This window comes from Pseudomonas sp. PLB05, from assembly GCF_021106615.1.
Classification (GTDB): Bacteria; Pseudomonadota; Gammaproteobacteria; order Pseudomonadales; family Pseudomonadaceae; genus Chryseomonas; species Chryseomonas benzopyrenica.
Map to the genome: position 1 here is coordinate 862,880 of NZ_JAJOHO010000003.1, position 16,642 is coordinate 879,521.

Annotated in this window: 12 protein-coding genes; 7 read left to right on the forward strand and 5 right to left on the reverse strand. The window is 67.2% G+C overall.

Annotated elements, in window-relative coordinates:
* Positions 1–157 precede the first annotated feature (157 nt).
* Positions 158–1,369 carry a YeeE/YedE family protein gene (locus tag LRS53_RS16820; RefSeq protein ID WP_442968520.1) on the forward strand — a complete coding sequence of 404 codons (1,212 nt, stop codon included), beginning with the start codon at positions 158–160 and terminating at the stop codon, positions 1,367–1,369.
* Here the strand turns inward: LRS53_RS16820 and LRS53_RS16825 are convergent.
* Positions 1,366–2,637: a hypothetical protein gene (locus LRS53_RS16825; RefSeq protein ID WP_093250453.1), complete on the reverse strand. Its 1,272-nt coding sequence runs from the start codon at positions 2,635–2,637 to the stop codon at positions 1,366–1,368. The genes LRS53_RS16820 and LRS53_RS16825 overlap by 4 nt on opposite strands.
* A gap of 37 nt (positions 2,638–2,674) precedes the next feature.
* Positions 2,675–4,252, reverse strand: a complete 1,578-nt coding sequence (locus tag LRS53_RS16830) for a hypothetical protein (protein WP_231356652.1) — start codon at positions 4,250–4,252, stop codon at positions 2,675–2,677.
* A 559-nt stretch (positions 4,253–4,811) separates the two neighbouring features.
* On the opposite strand from LRS53_RS16830, the gene LRS53_RS16835 reads away from it, so the two are divergent.
* From LRS53_RS16835 to LRS53_RS16855, 5 genes are all read left to right on the forward strand, one after another.
* A complete protein-coding gene (locus tag LRS53_RS16835) occupies positions 4,812–6,956 on the forward strand; it encodes a polysaccharide biosynthesis tyrosine autokinase (protein WP_231356653.1) in 2,145 nt (714 codons plus the stop codon).
* Between the two features lie 112 nt (positions 6,957–7,068).
* A complete protein-coding gene (locus LRS53_RS16840) occupies positions 7,069–8,295 on the forward strand; it encodes a SpoIIE family protein phosphatase (RefSeq protein WP_231356654.1) in 1,227 nt (408 codons plus the stop codon).
* Positions 8,296–8,300: 5 nt separating this feature from the next.
* On the forward strand, positions 8,301–8,864 hold the full coding sequence (locus LRS53_RS16845) for a SiaB family protein kinase (protein ID WP_026084006.1): 564 nt from the start codon (positions 8,301–8,303) through the stop codon (positions 8,862–8,864).
* A 19-nt stretch (positions 8,865–8,883) separates the two neighbouring features.
* Complete coding sequence (locus LRS53_RS16850) at positions 8,884–9,273, forward strand: DUF1987 domain-containing protein (RefSeq protein WP_017642455.1); 390 nt, start codon at positions 8,884–8,886, stop codon at positions 9,271–9,273.
* Complete coding sequence (locus tag LRS53_RS16855; RefSeq protein ID WP_231356656.1) at positions 9,270–10,004, forward strand: GGDEF domain-containing protein; 735 nt, start codon at positions 9,270–9,272, stop codon at positions 10,002–10,004. Before LRS53_RS16850 ends, LRS53_RS16855 begins: the two co-directional genes overlap by 4 nt.
* Before the next feature lie 90 nt (positions 10,005–10,094).
* Here the strand turns inward: LRS53_RS16855 and LRS53_RS16860 are convergent, their stop codons facing one another.
* The gene (locus tag LRS53_RS16860) at positions 10,095–11,729 is read right to left on the reverse strand and encodes a glucan biosynthesis protein D (protein ID WP_231356657.1); all 1,635 of its coding nucleotides are present in this window, start codon (positions 11,727–11,729) and stop codon (positions 10,095–10,097) included.
* A gap of 232 nt (positions 11,730–11,961) precedes the next feature.
* Between LRS53_RS16860 and LRS53_RS16865 the strand changes: the two genes are divergently transcribed.
* Positions 11,962–12,345 (forward strand): glyoxalase superfamily protein, encoded by a 384-nt coding sequence (locus LRS53_RS16865; RefSeq protein WP_231356658.1) that lies wholly within the window; start codon positions 11,962–11,964, stop codon positions 12,343–12,345.
* A 317-nt stretch (positions 12,346–12,662) separates the two neighbouring features.
* Here LRS53_RS16865 and LRS53_RS16870 read toward each other — a convergent pair whose 3' ends face one another.
* Together LRS53_RS16870 and LRS53_RS16875 are read right to left on the reverse strand one after the other, a co-directional pair.
* The gene (locus LRS53_RS16870; RefSeq protein ID WP_231356659.1) at positions 12,663–14,936 is read right to left on the reverse strand and encodes an ATP-dependent DNA helicase; all 2,274 of its coding nucleotides are present in this window, start codon (positions 14,934–14,936) and stop codon (positions 12,663–12,665) included.
* A complete protein-coding gene (locus tag LRS53_RS16875) occupies positions 14,933–16,594 on the reverse strand; it encodes a VRR-NUC domain-containing protein (RefSeq protein ID WP_231356660.1) in 1,662 nt (553 codons plus the stop codon). The genes LRS53_RS16870 and LRS53_RS16875 overlap by 4 nt, the downstream gene beginning before the upstream one ends.
* Positions 16,595–16,642: the final 48 nt, after the last annotated feature.

Below are 16,642 nucleotides of genomic sequence, written 5' to 3' on the forward strand. Positions count from 1 at the left end.
GACCACATCCCTCGGCAAACGGCTGCCCTGAACCATCAATAACTTCTAGCTATATCGATGTAACCTTTTCATTCAACCAGCAGCGGATGTCCGCTGGGATTCCCGAACAAGTCCCACTAAAATAGTCGGACTTTAGTTCGAAGCTACCGGAACCATGATGCAGCAGACCTCTACGTTCTCCTCTCCTCGCCTGCCCTGGGCGGCGTTCTGGGCCACCGGCCTGCTCGCCGTGGGCATGGTCTTTCTCAGCCAGGCCGTGGGTAGCCGACAGGCGCTCCTGCTGCTGCTTGGCGGCGCCCTGGGCCTGACCCTCTATCACGCCGCCTTTGGCTTCACCTCGGCCTGGCGAGTGTTCATCCTCGACCGTCGCGGCGCCGGTCTGCGGGCGCAGATGGTGATGCTGGCCCTGGCGGTGCTGCTGTTCTTTCCCGTCCTCGGTGCCGGCAGCCTGTTCGGTGAGGCGGTCCGTGGCAACGTCTCGCCGCTGTCCACCTCGGTGGTGATCGGCGCCTTCCTGTTCGGCATCGGCATGCAACTGGGCGGTGGCTGCGCCTCCGGCACCCTGTTCACCGCCGGCGGCGGCAATGCGCGGATGCTGGTGACCCTGCTGTTCTTCGTCATCGGTTCGCTGATCGCCACCCAGCACCTGGGCTGGTGGTTCGCCCTGCCCAGCCTGCCACCCACCTCCCTGGTGACCCGCCTGGGCGTGCTGCCCGGCATCCTGGTCAGCCTGGCGCTGTTCGCCCTGATCGCCGCGGCCACGGTGGTGCTGGAGCGCCGTCGCCATGGCAGCCTGGAAGTCACGGTACCCGGTGAACACCAGGGCGCGGCGCGCCTACTACGCGGCAACTGGCCGCTGGTCTGGGGCGCCATCGCCCTGGCCGTGCTCAACTTCGTCACCCTGGCCCTGGCCGGCCGCCCCTGGGGCGTCACCTCGGCCTTCGCCCTCTGGGGTGCCAAGGGTGCCGGCCTGCTCGGGCTGGACGTCTCCGGCTGGGCCTTCTGGCAGCAACCGGCCAATGCCCGGGCCCTGGCCGAGCCCTTCTGGTTCGACGTCACCAGCGTGATGAACCTCGGCATCATGCTGGGCGCCCTGGCCGCGGCGGGCCTCGCCGGGCGCTTCGCCCCGAGCCTGCGCATCCCCGCGCGGTCGCTGGTGGCGGCGGTGCTGGGTGGCCTGCTGCTGGGCTATGGCGCGCGGCTGGCCTATGGCTGCAACATCGGCGCCTACTTCAGCGGCATCGCCTCGGGCAGCCTGCATGGCTGGCTATGGCTGGTAGCCGCCTTTTTCGGCAACAGCCTGGGCGTGCGCCTGCGGCCCTTCTTCTTTCCCGGCGAGCGTCGGGTGGAACGCCTGACCGGCTGCTAGACCGGCAAGACCTGGCGACCGGGCGGCAGCGCCCCCGGTCGCTCCGGCAGACTCACCACCCCATACTGGGGCGCGCCGTGGTAGGTCTTCAGCGCCTGCATGACGAAGAGCAGGGCCGCGGTGCCCTGGTATTCGAACAGGCCCTGCAGCGGCCAGATGGTCATGAAGGCGAGAAACACCGCCAGGGTGAATTCCAGGTCACGGCTCAGTTTGCGCGCCACCAGGTAGTGGATCGCCAGGCCGATGGGAATGACCAGGATGGACAGGAAGCCGAAGCGGAACACGGTGCCGAAGATGCCGACGTCGGAGAGGAAGAAGTAGTCGCCGAAGATCGGCTTGAAGCCGTCGTTCCACATCAGGCTCAGGCTGCCGCTGGGCAGGCCGTTGTACAGCTGCAGGTGGTTGATGATCTGGGAAATGGTGTTTTCCCGGACGTTGTCGGTGGGGCCTTCCTGCACCGAGCGCGCATAGAAGTCCAGGTTGAAGCCGAGGGTTTCCAGCAGGTGCGGATAGAGGATCAGCGGCGCGATGATGATGGCGCCGAACAGTGCCGGCCCCACCAGGCGTGCACGCAGGGCGAGGATGGTGAACACCAGGCAGACCACGATCAGCTGGCGGGTCTGTAGCACCACCACGATGGTCGCCAGAAAGAACAGCGCCAGCAGGCCGTGACGCAGCTTGGGCCGCAACTGGCCGTCGATGAAGGAACGCCCACGACCGGCGAAGTAGATGCAGATGAAGTAGCCGAAGAAGATGGCGCCCGCGCCCGTGGACGCCCGTCCGGGGCGGCTGAGATCCTTCACCTCCTCGCGTAGATCGGGCAGCATCTTGAAGTAGGACAGCCAGCACAGCAGCGCCGAGAGCAGCCCCACCAGGATGATCAGATTCTCGAACTGGGTGGCGTTCAGCCGCTTGGCCAGGTAGAGCACCAGAAAGGCGCTGAAGCAGTAGAGCACGCGCCGCTCCTCGATGAGGCCATAGACCAGCGGCTGCCCCCAGAACAGCTGGGCGAACACCGCCGGGAGGCCGACGAACACCGCCGTGGAAAACAGGCAGAAGCCCATCAGCAGGCGATAGTCGCGCTGGGGCCGGTGCCAGGTGCTCAGGGTGAAGAGCGCGAAGAAGCCCAGGCAGATCGCCAGGTACATTTCGCCCACGTAGCGGATGCCCACCGGATTGGTCGGGCTCTGTTCGAAGACGCCGAACTGCAGGACCATCAGGCCACCCAGGGCCAGAAAACTCAGTCGATTGATCAGCGTACCCGGCATGCCCGGTTTCCTCGCAGCGTGTTCATGGATAAGGCGTTCATTGCAGTCGCCAGTCACCCTCGACCTTGGCGTAGGTCAACTGGCGACCGTCCGCCAGACTCAGGCGGGCGCGGGTGTATTCGGGCAGGTCGACGCGAAAATCCCGGCCTTCCAGATAGAGTCCGCCACAGGCCCCCGGCTCGCCGTGGTAGTCCAGCGGCTGGCGCTGCAATTCGTGGATGCTGCGGTGGAACAGCAGGTTGGCGTAGCCGCGCACCGACATGTCGGTGGAGATGAGGGTGCAATCCAATGCGACTTGGCCCTGCACCAGACCGACCAGCGCCTGGTTCTGCCGGTCGATGGCGCTCCAACCAGCATAGCCGGCGAGATCCTGGCGATAGGTCTGGCCGTTCTGCAGAGCGGCCGCCACCAGCAGCACCGCAAGCAGGGCGCGCCCCGGAGTCTTGAGGGCAACAAAGGCCAGCCCCAGCAGCAGCGCGGCCGGAAAGATGAACTTGAGTCGGTCGAAGGAAAACTGGGTGGCGTGCTGCAGCAGCAGCAGATTTTCCAGCAGCGGCACGCTGGCGGCCGCCAGCAGCAGGCCGGTGCTGCGTGGCCAGCTCAGGCTCCGGCGCTTCCAGACCAGCACCCCCAGGGCAATGGCCACGGCCGCCAGGAACAGGCCGAAGGACAGGCCATAGCCGGCAAGGAAGTCAGTCAGGTGGGCATTGTTCGGACTGCGGGCGAGAAAACGTCGGGCAAAGGCCTTGAGCGTCGGCAACAGGCCCGCCGCCAGGCTGTAGTGCAGCAGCACCAGCAGCCCGGCCAGCGCCGTGGCGAAGGCCAGGCGCCAGGCCAGGCGCTGGCCTTCCGGCAGCTGCCGGCGCTGCAGCCAGAACAGCGCGACCAGCCCGCCGCCGAAGACATAGCCGGTCCATTCGGTCAGGGCGCCAAAGCACACCAGCCCGGCCAGCAGCCAGGCGAGCCGGCTGCGCTGGCGCGCCGGCGCCTGCAGGTAGTGGAAGAGCGTCAGCAGGCTGGCCAGCAGCAGCACCTGGTAGAAACTCTGCACCCAGTAGAGTAGGCCCTGGGACAACAGCGCCTCGCGGCTGAATATCGCGATCAGGCAGCTCAACACCGCGCTGGTGGCGGCCAGGGCGCGGGTGACGCCATGGCTGCGCAGCACCAGATAGAGCAGGCGAAACAACAGCAGCGCCGTCAGGGCGCCGAGGGCGGCGTTGAACAGCGCGAGACTGTGCAGCGAAGGCGAGAGGCCCGCGGCCTTGAGGCCGAGATAGGCCGCCAGGAAGCCGTAGCTGCTGAAGCTGGTGTAGACGTAGTCGCCGCTATGGGTAGGGATGGTCGCACCCCAGGACACCTGCCGGTCGTGACTGCCGCCGAGGGTCACCGTGGGCAACCACCAGTGCCGGGCCACGCCGGATTCGTCCAGGGCATTGAGGCTGAGCAGGACGTGGTAGCTGGCTTCGAGATTCTGCGCCCCGGTGCCGTCACGAAAATCCGGCAGGCGCCACAGCAGGGCCAGCAGCAACAGCAGGCCGACCGCCAGACCGCCCAGCCAGAACGGCCACCGTCCCACCCCGACTCCGGGATGGGTAACGTCAGATACCACGCTCATTGTCCTGTCTCCTGACAGCCATGCAGTCGAGAACGCCGTCCAGGGCAGTGAAGAACCAGGCGCCCTCTTCCGCAGGCCTGGTACAACCGGTGCAAGACCGCCCACGCAGACCAAGGAGGCCGCGCGGGCGGGTAACCGGGCTTCAACCGCTGACTACATTCAAGAAGCCGTCAGGAACACGGCGTCGCGAGGGGCGACGCCGCTCAACACGAAGACTGGCTCGACGACCCGCGTGGGGACGACGAACAGGACCTGCCACGGTGCGTCGTCGGTAGGCATGACAGGTCGCAAAGAAGACTGCCTTAGCACCTTGACGCTGCCAAGCCGGCATCCGTCGCGTTCTGCACGGGGTGTCACATTTTTGGCTTTTGCTTTCGCTTAGAGTCGACGCAGCACTCCAGCCGACAAGGCGCGGATCCCCGATCCAGCGCCTGGCGTTTCCAGCTGTGCCCAGCCTGGTGTGAAGATCCTGACCCCGGTTCGCCGATCGCTGTCTTTCTGGACAGGCATCGGCTGCGACGGCTGTCCTCTTCCGTACCTGCCCAAGGCCCGCTCCTGCATGGACCAGTCGCATCAGTCTCCACCCGCCGCCGCCCAGGCCGCGGACATCGGTTTCGCCCGCTATTGCGCCGCCCTCTGGCGCCATCGCCGCAGCCTGCTGGCTTGCGTGGCCCTCTGCACCCTGCTCGGTGTGGCCTATACCCAACTCGCCGCGCCGCGTTACCAGGCGGTGGCGACCGTGCAGATCGAATACCAGCGCGGCATCGTGCGCCTGGACGAGTCCGACAATGGCCGCCCCCTGCCGCCGCCGGAAGCCATCACCGAGATGCAGCTGCTCACCTCGCGGCGGGTGGTCGGCGAGGTGGTGGACGCCGAGGGCCTGGACCTGAGCGTCACCCCGCGGCGCCTGCCGCTGCTGGGCGACTGGCTGGCTCGCCGCCACGAAAGGACCAGCGACGCGGTGGCCCCGCCGCGCTTCGGCCTCGCCCGGTTCGGCTGGGGCGGTGAGCAGTTGGCCATCGCCAGCCTGAACGTACCCGCTGCCCTCTATGGCCAGCCGCTGACCCTCACCGCCGAAGCCCCGGATCGCTTCCTGCTGAGCGATGCCCAGGGCAAACGCCTGCTGGAGGGCCGTCTGGGCCAGCCGGCCAGCGCCGGCGAGCTACAGCTGGACATCGCCCAGCTGCACGCCTATCCGGGCACCGAATTCATCCTGGTCAAGCAGCGTCGTGGGGTCGCCATTCAGGCGCTGCAGGAGCGCCTCATGGTCAGCGAACGCGGCAAGCGCTCGGGGATCCTCTCGATCAAGCTGCAGGGTACTGATGCGCAGCAGGCGCAACGTATCCTGCGCGGCATCACCGAGGCCTATGTGCGCCAGGACGTGACCCGTAATGCCGACGAGTCGACCCAGCAACTGGCCTTCCTGCGCCAGGAGCTGCCACGGGTGAACCAGCGCCTGAGTGCCGGTCGCCAGGCCCTGGACGGCTACCAGCGGCAACGGGGCTCCATCGCCATCGGCGCGGAGGGGCGCAGCCTGCTGCGTCAGGCGGTGGAGCTCGATGGTCAGCTGTCGGCCCTGGAGATGGAGCGCCTCGGATTGGCGCTGCGCTTCACCACTACCCATCCGCTGTACCAGACCCTGCTGGCGCGCCGCCAGGTGTTGAATCGCGAGCGCCAAGTCCTGCAGCGGCGCCTGGGCCAGCTGCCGCAGACCCAGCAGGAGGTGCTGCGCCTGCAGCGCGAAGTGGAGGCGGCGGATAAGGTCTATGCGCTGATCAGCAAGCGCATCCAGGAGTTGTCGGTGGTGCGAGCGGGCATGGTGAGCGACGTGCGCATCATCGACAGCGCCTACACCCAGATTGCGCCGGTCTACCCGAAGAAGCCCCTGCTGATCCTTAGCGCCCTGCTGTTCGGCTGCCTGGCCGGCGCCGCCTGGGTATACCTGCGCGCCAGCCTGGAGCGCGGTATAGAGGACGCCGAGGGCCTGGAGAATCTGGGCCTGCCGGTGCTGGCGCAACTGCCCCTGGCGCCAGGCCGCCAGCTCGGCGGACCGTTGCAGACGCCGCTCGACAGCGGCTACCAGGAAGCCCTGCGGATCCTGCGCACCAGTCTGGCCTTCGCTCGCACCGAGGCGCGCAACGACCTGCTGCTGATCACCAGTGCCAGTCCCGCCGCCGGTAAATCGTCGGTGGCCGTGCAACTGGCCCGGGTGCTGGCCGAAGGTGGAACGCGAGTGCTGCTGGTGGATGCCGACCTGCGCCGTGGGCGCCTGCACCGCCGTCTGCAGCTGGCTCGCCGCCCGGGCCTCGCCGAGGTGCTGGCCGGCCTGGCGACCCCCGAGCAGGCGATTCAGCCCACGGCGATACCTGGCCTGGATTGCCTGGTGGGCGGCATCCGCCCGCCGAACCCGGCCGAATTGCTGATGAGCGCACGCTGCACCGACCTGCTGCGCGGCCTGCAGCAGGACTACGAGCTGATCATCCTCGACACCCCGCCGGTGCTGGCGGTGACCGACGCCGTGCTGCTGGCCGCCCAGGCCGGCACCTGCCTGCTGGTGTCACGCCACGGCTGCAACACTGCCAAGGAGATCGAGGCGACTCAGCGCCAGTTCGCCCATAGCGGTCTGGCGTTGCAGGGCGCGGTGCTCAATGCCGTCCCGCCACCGCCGTTCACGCGCGCAGCCCTGGGCGTGCTGACCGGCTGACCCACCCCCTGGCCAGGCCCAGCGTGATGCTGGCGCCTGGCCACCTCCTGTCATCAAAGCTCAACACGGAGCCCCTAGGCTGCATCGACCTCCCGAGAACGGATTCGTATCGATGTCGTCCGCTCCCCTGCCCTCCGCGCGCTCTGCCACCCGCCCCGGCCAACGCTGCGCCCTCGACCTCTGCACCCACTGGCCCGCGGTCGAGGCCGAGCACACCAACGCCATGGTCATGGACCTGTTCAACGAACGCCGCGAGATCACCAGTCTCGCGGTGGTCGAGCACGACCGGCCGATCGGGCTCATCAATCGCGACATCTTCCTCTCGCAGATGAGCAAGCCGTATCACCGCGAAGTCTATGATCGCAAGAGCTGCATCGCCTTCATGGACAAGGAGCCGCTCGTGGTGGACGCCGGCCTGTCCATCGAGGAGCTGACCCGCCGGACCGTCGAGGTGGGCGAAAAGGTGCTGGCCGACGGCTTCATCGTCACCCGCGAGGGCCGTTTCGTCGGCCTCGGCCTGGGCGTGCAGCTGATGCGCATCGTCTCGGACCTGCAGGCCGAGAAGAATCGCCAGATCATGCACAGCATCGAATACGCCAGCGTCATCCAGCGGGCCATGCTGCGCAGCTCGCGCGAGGCCCTGGCGGTGATGGAGCAGGACGCCACCCTGGTCTGGGAACCGCGCGACGTGGTCGGCGGCGACTTCTATCACTTCGCCCAGCATGAGGACGGCTGGTTCGGCGCCATCGCCGACTGCACCGGCCACGGCGTGCCGGGCGCCTTCATGACCCTGATCGCCTCGGCGTCCCTGACCCAGGCCCTGCAACAGCTGGGGCCGCGCGATCCCTCGGCGCTGCTGGCGGCGATCAACGGCAGCGTCAAGGCGATGCTGGGGCAGTCCGGCGGTATCTCCGAGTCCAACGATGGTCTGGATCTGGCCTGCTTCTGGGTGGATAGCCGTAGCCACAGCCTGACCTACGCCGGCGCCCGCATGCCGCTCTACCTGCTGGCGCCCGACGCCGCCGAGGTACTGACCCTGGCGCCACTGCGCCTGGGCATCGGCTACGCCGACAGCCCACTGGAGCAGTGCTGGCCCGCCACCACCCTGCCGTTGCAGCCGGGCAGCCTGCTGTTCGCCACCACCGATGGCCTGATCGACCAGATCGGCGGCCCGCGGCGCACCTCCTATGGCAAGCGCCGCGCCCTGGCCCGGTTGACCGAATCGCGCACGGCGCCCACCGCCGTCTTCTGCGAGCAACTCAGCGCGGACCTCGCCCGCTGGCAAGGCGACGAACTCCGCCGCGACGACCTCACCTTCCTTTGCATTCGCGTGGCCTGACCGACATGACCGCCTCCTTTACCGCGAACGGCGCCTTTCTCGAAATCGCCCAACAGCAGCACGTGATCTTCTATCACCACGGCTATTTCTCTCATGGCATCGTCGCCGCCATGGCCGAGGTGGTGAAGCTGCAACTGGAATTCGAAGGGATCAGCGGCGCCACCCGGCGCAAGCTGTTTTCCTCTTTCATCGAACTGTCACAGAACGTCCTGCACTATTCCGCCGATGCCCTGCCCCCGGACGCCCTGGCGGACGCCAAACTGGGACAGGGGTCGGTCTGTATCACCCGCCAGGACGGCAACTACCAGATGCTCTGTGCCAATCCCATCGCCAGCGACAAAGTCGACGCCCTGCGCGCACGGCTCGAGCCGCTGTGCAGCATGTCGCTGGAACAGATCAAGCAGGCCTATCGCGAATCCCTGCGCGCCGAGACCCCGGTCGACAGCAAGGGTGCCGGCCTCGGCTTCCTGACCATGGCGCGCGATGCCAGCGCGCCCCTGGAGTTCGCCTTCCATCCCTCCACGCAGACGCCGGGCACCACCCTGTTCTGCCTGAAAGCCATCATCTGATCAGGGGCTCCAACTTCGTATGGACACCATGTTCATCGCTCCCACGCCCACCTCTCCAGAGGTGGATTTCCGTTTTACCGAGGACGAACTCTGGCTCAAGGGCGAATCCTTTCCGGAAAACGCTGCGGCCTTCTACCTGCCGGTGATCGAATCCCTGCGCGCCTATCTCGACCAGCGCCAGGGCGCCAGCATCCGGGTGCATGTCGCCCTCGCCTACTTCAACAGCTCCAGCACCAAGATGCTGTTCACCCTGTTCGACGCCCTGGACCAGGCGGCCCAGGCCGGCAATCGGGTGGAGCTGCACTGGTACTACGACGCCGAGGACGAGACCATCCAGGAATTCGGCGAAGAGCTGCGACTGGACTTCCAGGCGCTGACCTTCGTCGAGCATCCCGAGCTGCCGGCATGACCGCCAGCGTCAGGCGCTACAGCCCGGCCGACCCCGGTCCCGACCTGTTCGAGCAGGAGGCTGGGGTGCTGCAGGCCGCGCGCGCCCTCTATGTGGCCGACGATGCCGACGCCGAGCGCTACCGGGCGGCCCTGGGCGACCTGACGCTGCATTTCGAACGCCTGATGCGCGAGACGCGCCGGCTGATCGCCCGCAGCGACCGCGCCGAACGCGAGATGAACGCCCTCAACCAGCAGTTGCAGACCCTCACCCAGCAACTGGAATACCGGGCCACCCATGACGCCCTCACCGGAGTGCTCAATCGCGGCGCGGTCATCGACCAGGCCGGTCAGGCCCTGCGGCGGAACGGCGGCGCCATGATCGTGCTGGACATCGACCACTTCAAACGCATCAACGACGAACTCGGCCATCCCGCGGGCGATCGGGTGATCCAGGCCATCGCCCGCTGCCTGCAGGAGCTCGTCCAGGCGCCGGCCATCGTCGGCCGGGTGGGTGGGGAGGAATTCACCGTGCTGCTGCCGACCCTGGCACGGGACGAGGCCCTGACCATGACCGAGCGGCTGCGCCAGCGCATCGCCCAGGAGGCGACCGGCCCGGCGCCGGTGACGGCCAGCTTCGGCCTCAGTCTCAATCCACCGGGTACCGAATTCGAGCTCGCCTATGGGCTGGCCGACGCGGCGCTCTACCGGGCCAAGCGCGGCGGCCGTAATCAGGTGGTGCTGGCCGACTGACGAGCTCGGCCGTCTCGCCAGCCGTCCGGCTCTCGGACACAAAAAAGCCGCTGCGCCAAAAGGGCGCAGCGGCTTTTTCATAGCGGTCGCTTAGGACTGCTTCCAGTCCGGATAACGGCGCTGGTCGGCGGCCGGCGGGAAATACTGGTACAGCCAGGTTTCGCTCAGGGCGCGATCCTGGGTGCGGATGAAGGCGCGCATCTGCACCGGATCGGCCTTGTCGCTGGTGGGGTACCAATCGAAGATCACCCGGTAGCCGCCGATCTCGTCGATCTTGAGCACGTGGAAATCCTGCACCTTGCCGTCGGTGACGGTCACCACCGGCTCGATGCCGGTGCCTTCGGGCAGGAAGGACAGGCCGCCGCCATTGAAATCGATGGCGAAGCGCCGTGCCCATACCTTGGGCCAATGCTCACCGGGCGCCCAGCCCTCGGGGAAGCCGCCGATCCCGGAACGGGTCGCGTAGACCCGCGCCAGCGGCGTGCTCACCGGCGGCAGCGCGCTCCAGTGCAGCTTGTAGCCATAGTGCAGCGACTTGCCGGCGGTGATGGTCTCGGCCGGGGCCCAGAAGGCCACGATGTTGTCCAGGGTCTCGCCGGTGGTGGGAATCTCCAGCAGCTGGATGGCGCCCTCGCCCCAGGCGGAGGTGGGCTCGACCCACAGGCTCGGCCGGCGGTCGTAGCGGACCATGACGTCCTGGTAGCTTTCGAACTCGTGATCGGTCTGCACCAGGCCGAAGCCCTTGGGACTGTCGTCCTTGAAGGCGTTGAACTGCAGCTTGGGCGGATTGTTCAGCGGGCGACAGATCCACTCGCCGTTTCCCTTCCACATGGCCAGGCGGTCGGAGTCGTGGATCTGCGGGTGGTAGGTGTTGCAGGTCTGGCGCTCGTGGGTGCCGCAGCCGAACATGCTGGTCATGGGCGCGATGCCCAGTTGCTTGATGTCGCGGCGGGCATTGACGTTGGCGTCCACGTCCATCACCACCCGGTCGTTCAGGCAGTCGATGTCGAAGCGATAGGCGCCGGTTGCGCTGGGCGAATCCAGCAGCGCATAGACCACGAAGCGGGTGCTGTTCTTGTTCGGGGTGACGAACCAGAACTTGGTGAAGTCGGGGAATTCCTCGGGCCGCTCGGCATAGGTGTCGATGGCCAGGCCGCGAGCCGAAAGGCCGTACTGGCGGGTCTTGTCCACGGCGCGGAAATAGCTGGCGCCGAGGAAGGAGACGATGTCGTACTGGGCCAGGTGCGGCGCCTTGAACAGCTTGAAGCCGGCAAAGCCCAGGTCACCCTTGAGCTGGCTCTTGTCGACGCCGCTGTCGTTGTAGTTGAACAACTCGGGGCGGAAGTGGACTTCCTTGGCCTCGTTGGTCTTGGGGTCCACCGAATACATGTGCACCGGGGTCTTGAAGCCCATGCCGACGTGGAAGAACTGCACGTCCAGCTGACCCTTGAGGTCATGCCAGAGCGAATGCTGGGCATCGTAGCCGATGGCATTGAACTGCTGGGGCGTCATCTTCGCCAGGGTGTCGGGCAGTTGCTGGGCGGTGGGCTGATAGGCCTTACCGGCCAGTTCCTTGGCGTGCTGCTTGAGCCAGTCGAAATCGAAGGCCTGGCCGTCGCCATTGGCCGGATTGGCAAAGGCCTGGAGGGCGAACAGCCCGGTGGAGGGAATGCCGGTGTAGGCCGCCAGGGCCAGGGACGCTTTGAGCAGGTGTCGACGCTGCATGGATCAACCTTGGTCACTAAGGATGAAAAGATTCGGCCCAGCCGAACCGCCAGAGAGAAAAAGAATGCACGATACCCGGATAGGTTCGCCATCGCACCGGTGAACTGCAGCCTAGCGCACGCTCTGGCCTGCCAGAGGGGTTACCAAAGCTTTCCGGATCACAGTTCGGGTTACCGGACGCGGGAGAATGCGCATCATCGACCTTTCTCTCGCGCTCCCCTGGAGACCGCTCATGCCCAATGCCGCCATCGCCTTCGGGCAACCCAGCCCTATCCTGCGCAGCTTCGATGACGAAAAGGCGCGTGAATTCTACTGCCAGTTCCTGGGTTTTCGCCTGGTCTGGGAGCATCGCTTCAAGCCGGGGCTGCCGCTCTACGCCGAAGTCGAACGCGCCGGCCTGCGCCTGCACCTGTCCGGCCACCATGGCGACGCCTGTCCGGGCTCGACGGTCTTCGTCCGCATGACCGGCATCCGCGCCTTCCAGGCCGAGTTGCTGGCCAAGGACTACGGATTCGCCCGGCCAGACATCCAGGAATTGCCCTGGGGCCTGGTGTTGGAGATCGCCGATCCCTTTGGCAACAGATTGAGGTTTTGCGAGGAGACGCCGGAGGCCTAAGCAACGGCTGTACGGTGATCGCGGCCATGGGCCGCTCCTACAGGCTCGATGATGGAGATGACCGCCTGCGCGGATGGCTCCCTCTCCCCTCGGGAGAGGGTTGGGGTGAGGGCGCCCTCGCCACGAAGTCCCCAGTGGAAAAGGCTGCGCCGTTTTCCACGCTACGGCTCTACAACTGGTGCACCCCAATAACGGCTAAGGCAGTTGCTCCTACAGGCTCGATGTAATCGTAGGAGCGGCCCATGGCCGCGATCAACAAAACACCGGAGTGCCATAGGATCAGTTGCATCGGCGGGCGGCCATGACCTCGGTAGCCTTCAAGCGGGCGCAGGTTCGCCCGTGGGCACCACCCCCTCCTCCACCTGCCACCAGCTCGGCAGCAGCGCCCTGACCTCGGGTTGGGTGAAACGATCGTCGATGAGGTAGAGGCAGCCGCGGTCCTGCACGGTGCGGATCACCCGGCCGGCGGCCTGGATGACCTTTTGCAGGCCCGGATAGAGATAGGCGTAGCGATAGCCATCGCCAAAGCGCCGTTGCAGGCGCTGGCGCAGCTGTTCGTTGACCGGATTGAGCTGGGGCAGGCCCAGGGTGGCGACGAAGGCGCCGATCAGGCGGTCGCCGGGCAGGTCGATGCCCTCGCCGAAACTGCCACCCAGCACGGCGAAACCGATACCACGGCCATCGGCCTGGAAGCGGTCGAGAAAGGCTTGGCGGGCAGCTTCGTCCATGCCGCGGGACTGCCGCCACTGGGGCACGTCGGGCGCCAGTTCGGCGAGGGCCTCGGCCACTTGATCGAGGTAGTCGAAGCTGCTGAAGAAGGCCAGGTAGTTGCCCGGTCGCTGGCGATAGCGACTGGCGATTAGGGCGGCGATGGGTGCGCGGGAGGCGGCGCGGTCGGCGTAGCGGGTGGAGAGCCGCACCAGGCGCACCTCGAGCTGCTCGGCGGCGAAGGGCGAGGCCACGTCCACCCAGGCGCTGCCAGCCGGCACCCCGAGCAGGTCGCGGTGGAAGTGCTGGGGGATCAGGGTGGCCGAGAACAGGGTGCAGCTGTGGGCCGCCGCCAGCCGCGGACCGACGAAGGGTGCCGGCACCAGGTTGCGCAGGTTGAGTTGCGACTGGGCCTTGCCGCGGCCCTTGAGCAGGGTGACATCGAACAGCGAATGATCGCCAAAGGTCTCGCCCAGGCGCATGAACTGCAGCAGGTCGAAGAACAGCGTCTGCAGCTCCGGTGCCGGTGGCTGGCCGGGTTCGCCGAAATGCTCGGTGAGCAGACCCACCACCCGTTGCAGGGCGGTGAGGAAGGCGGCGGGCAATTCCGGCTGCACCTGATAGTCGACCTGCTGCTCCTTGTGCAGGCGGTTCCATTCGCGATTGAGCGTCTGCAGCCCCTTGGCGATGGCCGGCGGCGCCACCGCCTTGCCCGCCGCCAGGCGGCGCTGGTCGAGGCTGGCGCTGTACATGCCGCGGGCGCGGTCGAGCAGGTTGTGGGCCTCGTCCACCAGCACCCCGACCCGCCACTCCTGGGTCTGGGCCAGGGCATGGAGCATGGCGCTGCCGTCGAAATAGTAGTTGTAGTCGCCCACCACCACGTCGCTCCAGCGCGCCAGTTCCTGGGCCAGGTAGTAGGGGCAGACCTCATGGGCCAGGGCCGTCTCCCGCACCCGCGCCCGGGTCAGTTGCATGGGTTCGGCCAGGGCGGCGGCGCGGGCGGCCGGCAGCCGGTCATAGAAGCCACGGGCCAGCGGACAGGACTCACCATGGCAGGCCAGCTCCGGATGCTCGCAGGCCTTGTCGCGTGCCACCAGTTCCAGCACCCGCACCGGCGCGGCCAGGGATTCGAGGCCATGCAGGGCCAGGGCGCGACCAGGGGTCTTGGCGGCGAGAAAGAACAGCCGGTCCAGGTTCTGCCGCGGCATGGCCTTGAGCAGCGGGAACAGGGTACCCACCGTCTTGCCGATGCCGGTGGGCGCCTGGGCCAGCAGGCAACAGCCGACGCTGGCGGCCTTGTAGACGGCTTCCGCCAGGGGCCGTTGGCCATGGCGAAAGTCGGCATGCGGAAAGGCCAGGGTCGCCAACGCCTCATCCCGCTTGGCACGATGGGTCAGCTCCTGGCGCGCCCAGGCGAGAAAGCGCGAGCACTGCAAGGCGAAGTGCTCGGCCAGATCGGCCGCCGTCCAGGCTTCGGTGAAGACGGTCTCCGCGCCACTGCCGATGTCGAAATAGACCAGCGCCAGGGTCAGCCCCGGCAGCTCGCGGGCCTGGCAGAGCAGATGGCCATAGACCTTGGCCTGGGCCCAGTGCAGGTGACGGTGGTTGCCCGGCTGGCGCTCCAGGCTGCCCCTGTGGGTCTTGATCTCTTCCAGGCGATTGGCAGCGGCGTCGAAGCCATCGGCGCGACCACGCACCTGCAGGTCCTCGAAGTCGCCCTGCAGGCTGACCTCGCGCTCATAGCCGGGACCGCGCCGCGCCGCCACCCGCTGGTGGCCTTCGATACCTTCCAAGGCGGTGGGCGACGGGGTGAACCTGAGGTCCAGGTCGCCGGCCTTGGCGGTGAATTCGCAGAGGGCGCGAACGGCGATGCGATAGCTCATGCGGAGGTCGCGGCCACCTGCCACTGCACGTGGCAGACGCTGACCGGGATGTCATGGGCGGCGAAGAAGTCCAGCCAGCGGCGCTGGTTGTCCTGCAGGCGGTCGCCCGGGCCCTTGACCTCGATCATCCGGTAGCGGCCTTCCGCCGGCCAGAACTGGATCAGGTCGGGCAAGCCGGTACGGTTGTTTTCCGGATCTTCCAGCAGCCGTTCGAAGCACAGCCGCAGGTGCCGCGCTGGCAGGCAGACCAGGGCCTGGTCGAGCAAGTCGCTGCCGAGGATGCCCCAGGCGACGAAGGGCGAGGCCAGGCCGCACTTGGCGGCGAAACGCTCGCGGATCACCGCCGCGTAGGAGCCATCGTCCAGCCGCGCCAGGCAGGCGGCGAAGGCCTCGGCGCGGCGTTCGCGGAAGCCCGGCAGACGCAGGTCGGCCGGCTCGCGCTGATAGGGGTGGAAGAAGGCGCCGGGGATAGCCAGGAAGATGGCGTCCCAGCACAGCAGGCCGAAGAGGCTGGTAAGCAGAGTGTTTTCCACATAGTGCACCGGTGCCTCGTCGCGGCCCAGGTGCTCGCGCACCAGCCACTCGACCCGGCGCAGGCCGTCGTTGACCAGTTCGAAATCGAGGCGCTCCACCGGGCTGGCGGGGCGGCGTTTGTTGGGCGGGCCACCTTGCTTGCGCACCAGCCGCGGCAGGATACGCGCCACCTGCTGGCGCTCGGCGTCATGGGCCGGTGCGGCGGCGATGGCTTCCGCCAGCGCCTGGGCGGCGGGCCAGTCCTCCAGGCGTTCGAGCATGCGCAAAGCGCGAATACGCGACTCGGGATGCGCCGAGGCGGCATAGAGCGCCTGCGCCTGGGCCAGTTCGCCGAGGCGCTCGTGGTGCTGGGCCAGTTCGTGGAGCAGCTTGCCCCGACGCAATTCCAGCCAGGTGTTGGCGAAGCGCTCGGCGGGCAGCAGTGGCAGCAGCTCGGCAGCCGGCAGGCCATCGCGCAGCGCCTGGCGACAGCGCTGGATATGCAGATAGGCATCCACCTCGTGCCGCTGCCCGAAGGCGCGGGATTCGGCGCTGAAGGCCACCGTCTCGTACTGGAAGATGCCCAGATCGGCCAGCACGAAGTCGGTCCAGTCCTGGTGCAGATTTCCAAAGAACAGCAGGCGCAGGCGGTCGCAGAGATCCATCAGCGTCAGGCGCCAGACGGTCTCCTCCACCAGCTCCGGCACGGTGCCGGCCCAGCCGCTGAAGGCCAGGGGCGTGGCCTGTTCGGCTTCCAGGCGGGCCAGCCAGTCTTCCTTGCGGCCGGCCTTGGGCAGGCGGGCGCCGAAACAGCCGAGCAGTTCTTCCTTGCGCAGGAGGGCGAAGAGTTCGATCAGGTGCAATTCGGGATCGGAAAGCAGCCAGCCAAGCTCCACCAGCGGCAAGGCGGCGGCACGCGGACAGCCGATCTCACCGTAGACCAGCTTGCTGGCGCGGAACACCTCGCCCTTGCGCATCACCAAGCGCACCAGCAATGCCCGCGAGGGCTGTGGCAAGTCGGCGAAGGCCGCGATGAAACCCTGCTCGTGGTCGTCGAGCAGATCGGGATAGCGCAGGGCGACCCAGTCCAGTACCCGCTGGAAGTTGTGCAGATAGTAGAGGGGATCTTCGAGCGGAGCGTTCATGACGACACGGGCAATAGGCAAGCGGCTGGCTATTTATCCAGCCCCGAC

Excerpts from the sequence above, each read along its gene's own strand:
- LRS53_RS16875 (WP_231356660.1), bottom strand. The coding sequence starts at position 16,594 with ATGAACGCTCCGCTCGAAGATCCCCTCTACTATCTGCACAACTTCCAG.
- LRS53_RS16825 (WP_093250453.1), bottom strand. The coding sequence starts at position 2,637 with ATGCCGGGTACGCTGATCAATCGACTGAGTTTTCTGGCCCTGGGTGGC.
- LRS53_RS16830 (WP_231356652.1), bottom strand. The coding sequence starts at position 4,252 with ATGAGCGTGGTATCTGACGTTACCCATCCCGGAGTCGGGGTGGGACGG.
- LRS53_RS16820 (WP_442968520.1), top strand. The coding sequence starts at position 158 with ATGCAGCAGACCTCTACGTTCTCCTCTCCTCGCCTGCCCTGGGCGGCG.
- LRS53_RS16860 (WP_231356657.1), bottom strand. The coding sequence starts at position 11,729 with ATGCAGCGTCGACACCTGCTCAAAGCGTCCCTGGCCCTGGCGGCCTAC.
- LRS53_RS16850 (WP_017642455.1), top strand. The coding sequence starts at position 8,884 with ATGGACACCATGTTCATCGCTCCCACGCCCACCTCTCCAGAGGTGGAT.
- LRS53_RS16870 (WP_231356659.1), bottom strand. The coding sequence starts at position 14,936 with ATGAGCTATCGCATCGCCGTTCGCGCCCTCTGCGAATTCACCGCCAAG.
- LRS53_RS16865 (WP_231356658.1), top strand. The coding sequence starts at position 11,962 with ATGCCCAATGCCGCCATCGCCTTCGGGCAACCCAGCCCTATCCTGCGC.
- LRS53_RS16855 (WP_231356656.1), top strand. The coding sequence starts at position 9,270 with ATGACCGCCAGCGTCAGGCGCTACAGCCCGGCCGACCCCGGTCCCGAC.
- LRS53_RS16845 (WP_026084006.1), top strand. The coding sequence starts at position 8,301 with ATGACCGCCTCCTTTACCGCGAACGGCGCCTTTCTCGAAATCGCCCAA.
- LRS53_RS16835 (WP_231356653.1), top strand. The coding sequence starts at position 4,812 with ATGGACCAGTCGCATCAGTCTCCACCCGCCGCCGCCCAGGCCGCGGAC.
- LRS53_RS16840 (WP_231356654.1), top strand. The coding sequence starts at position 7,069 with ATGTCGTCCGCTCCCCTGCCCTCCGCGCGCTCTGCCACCCGCCCCGGC.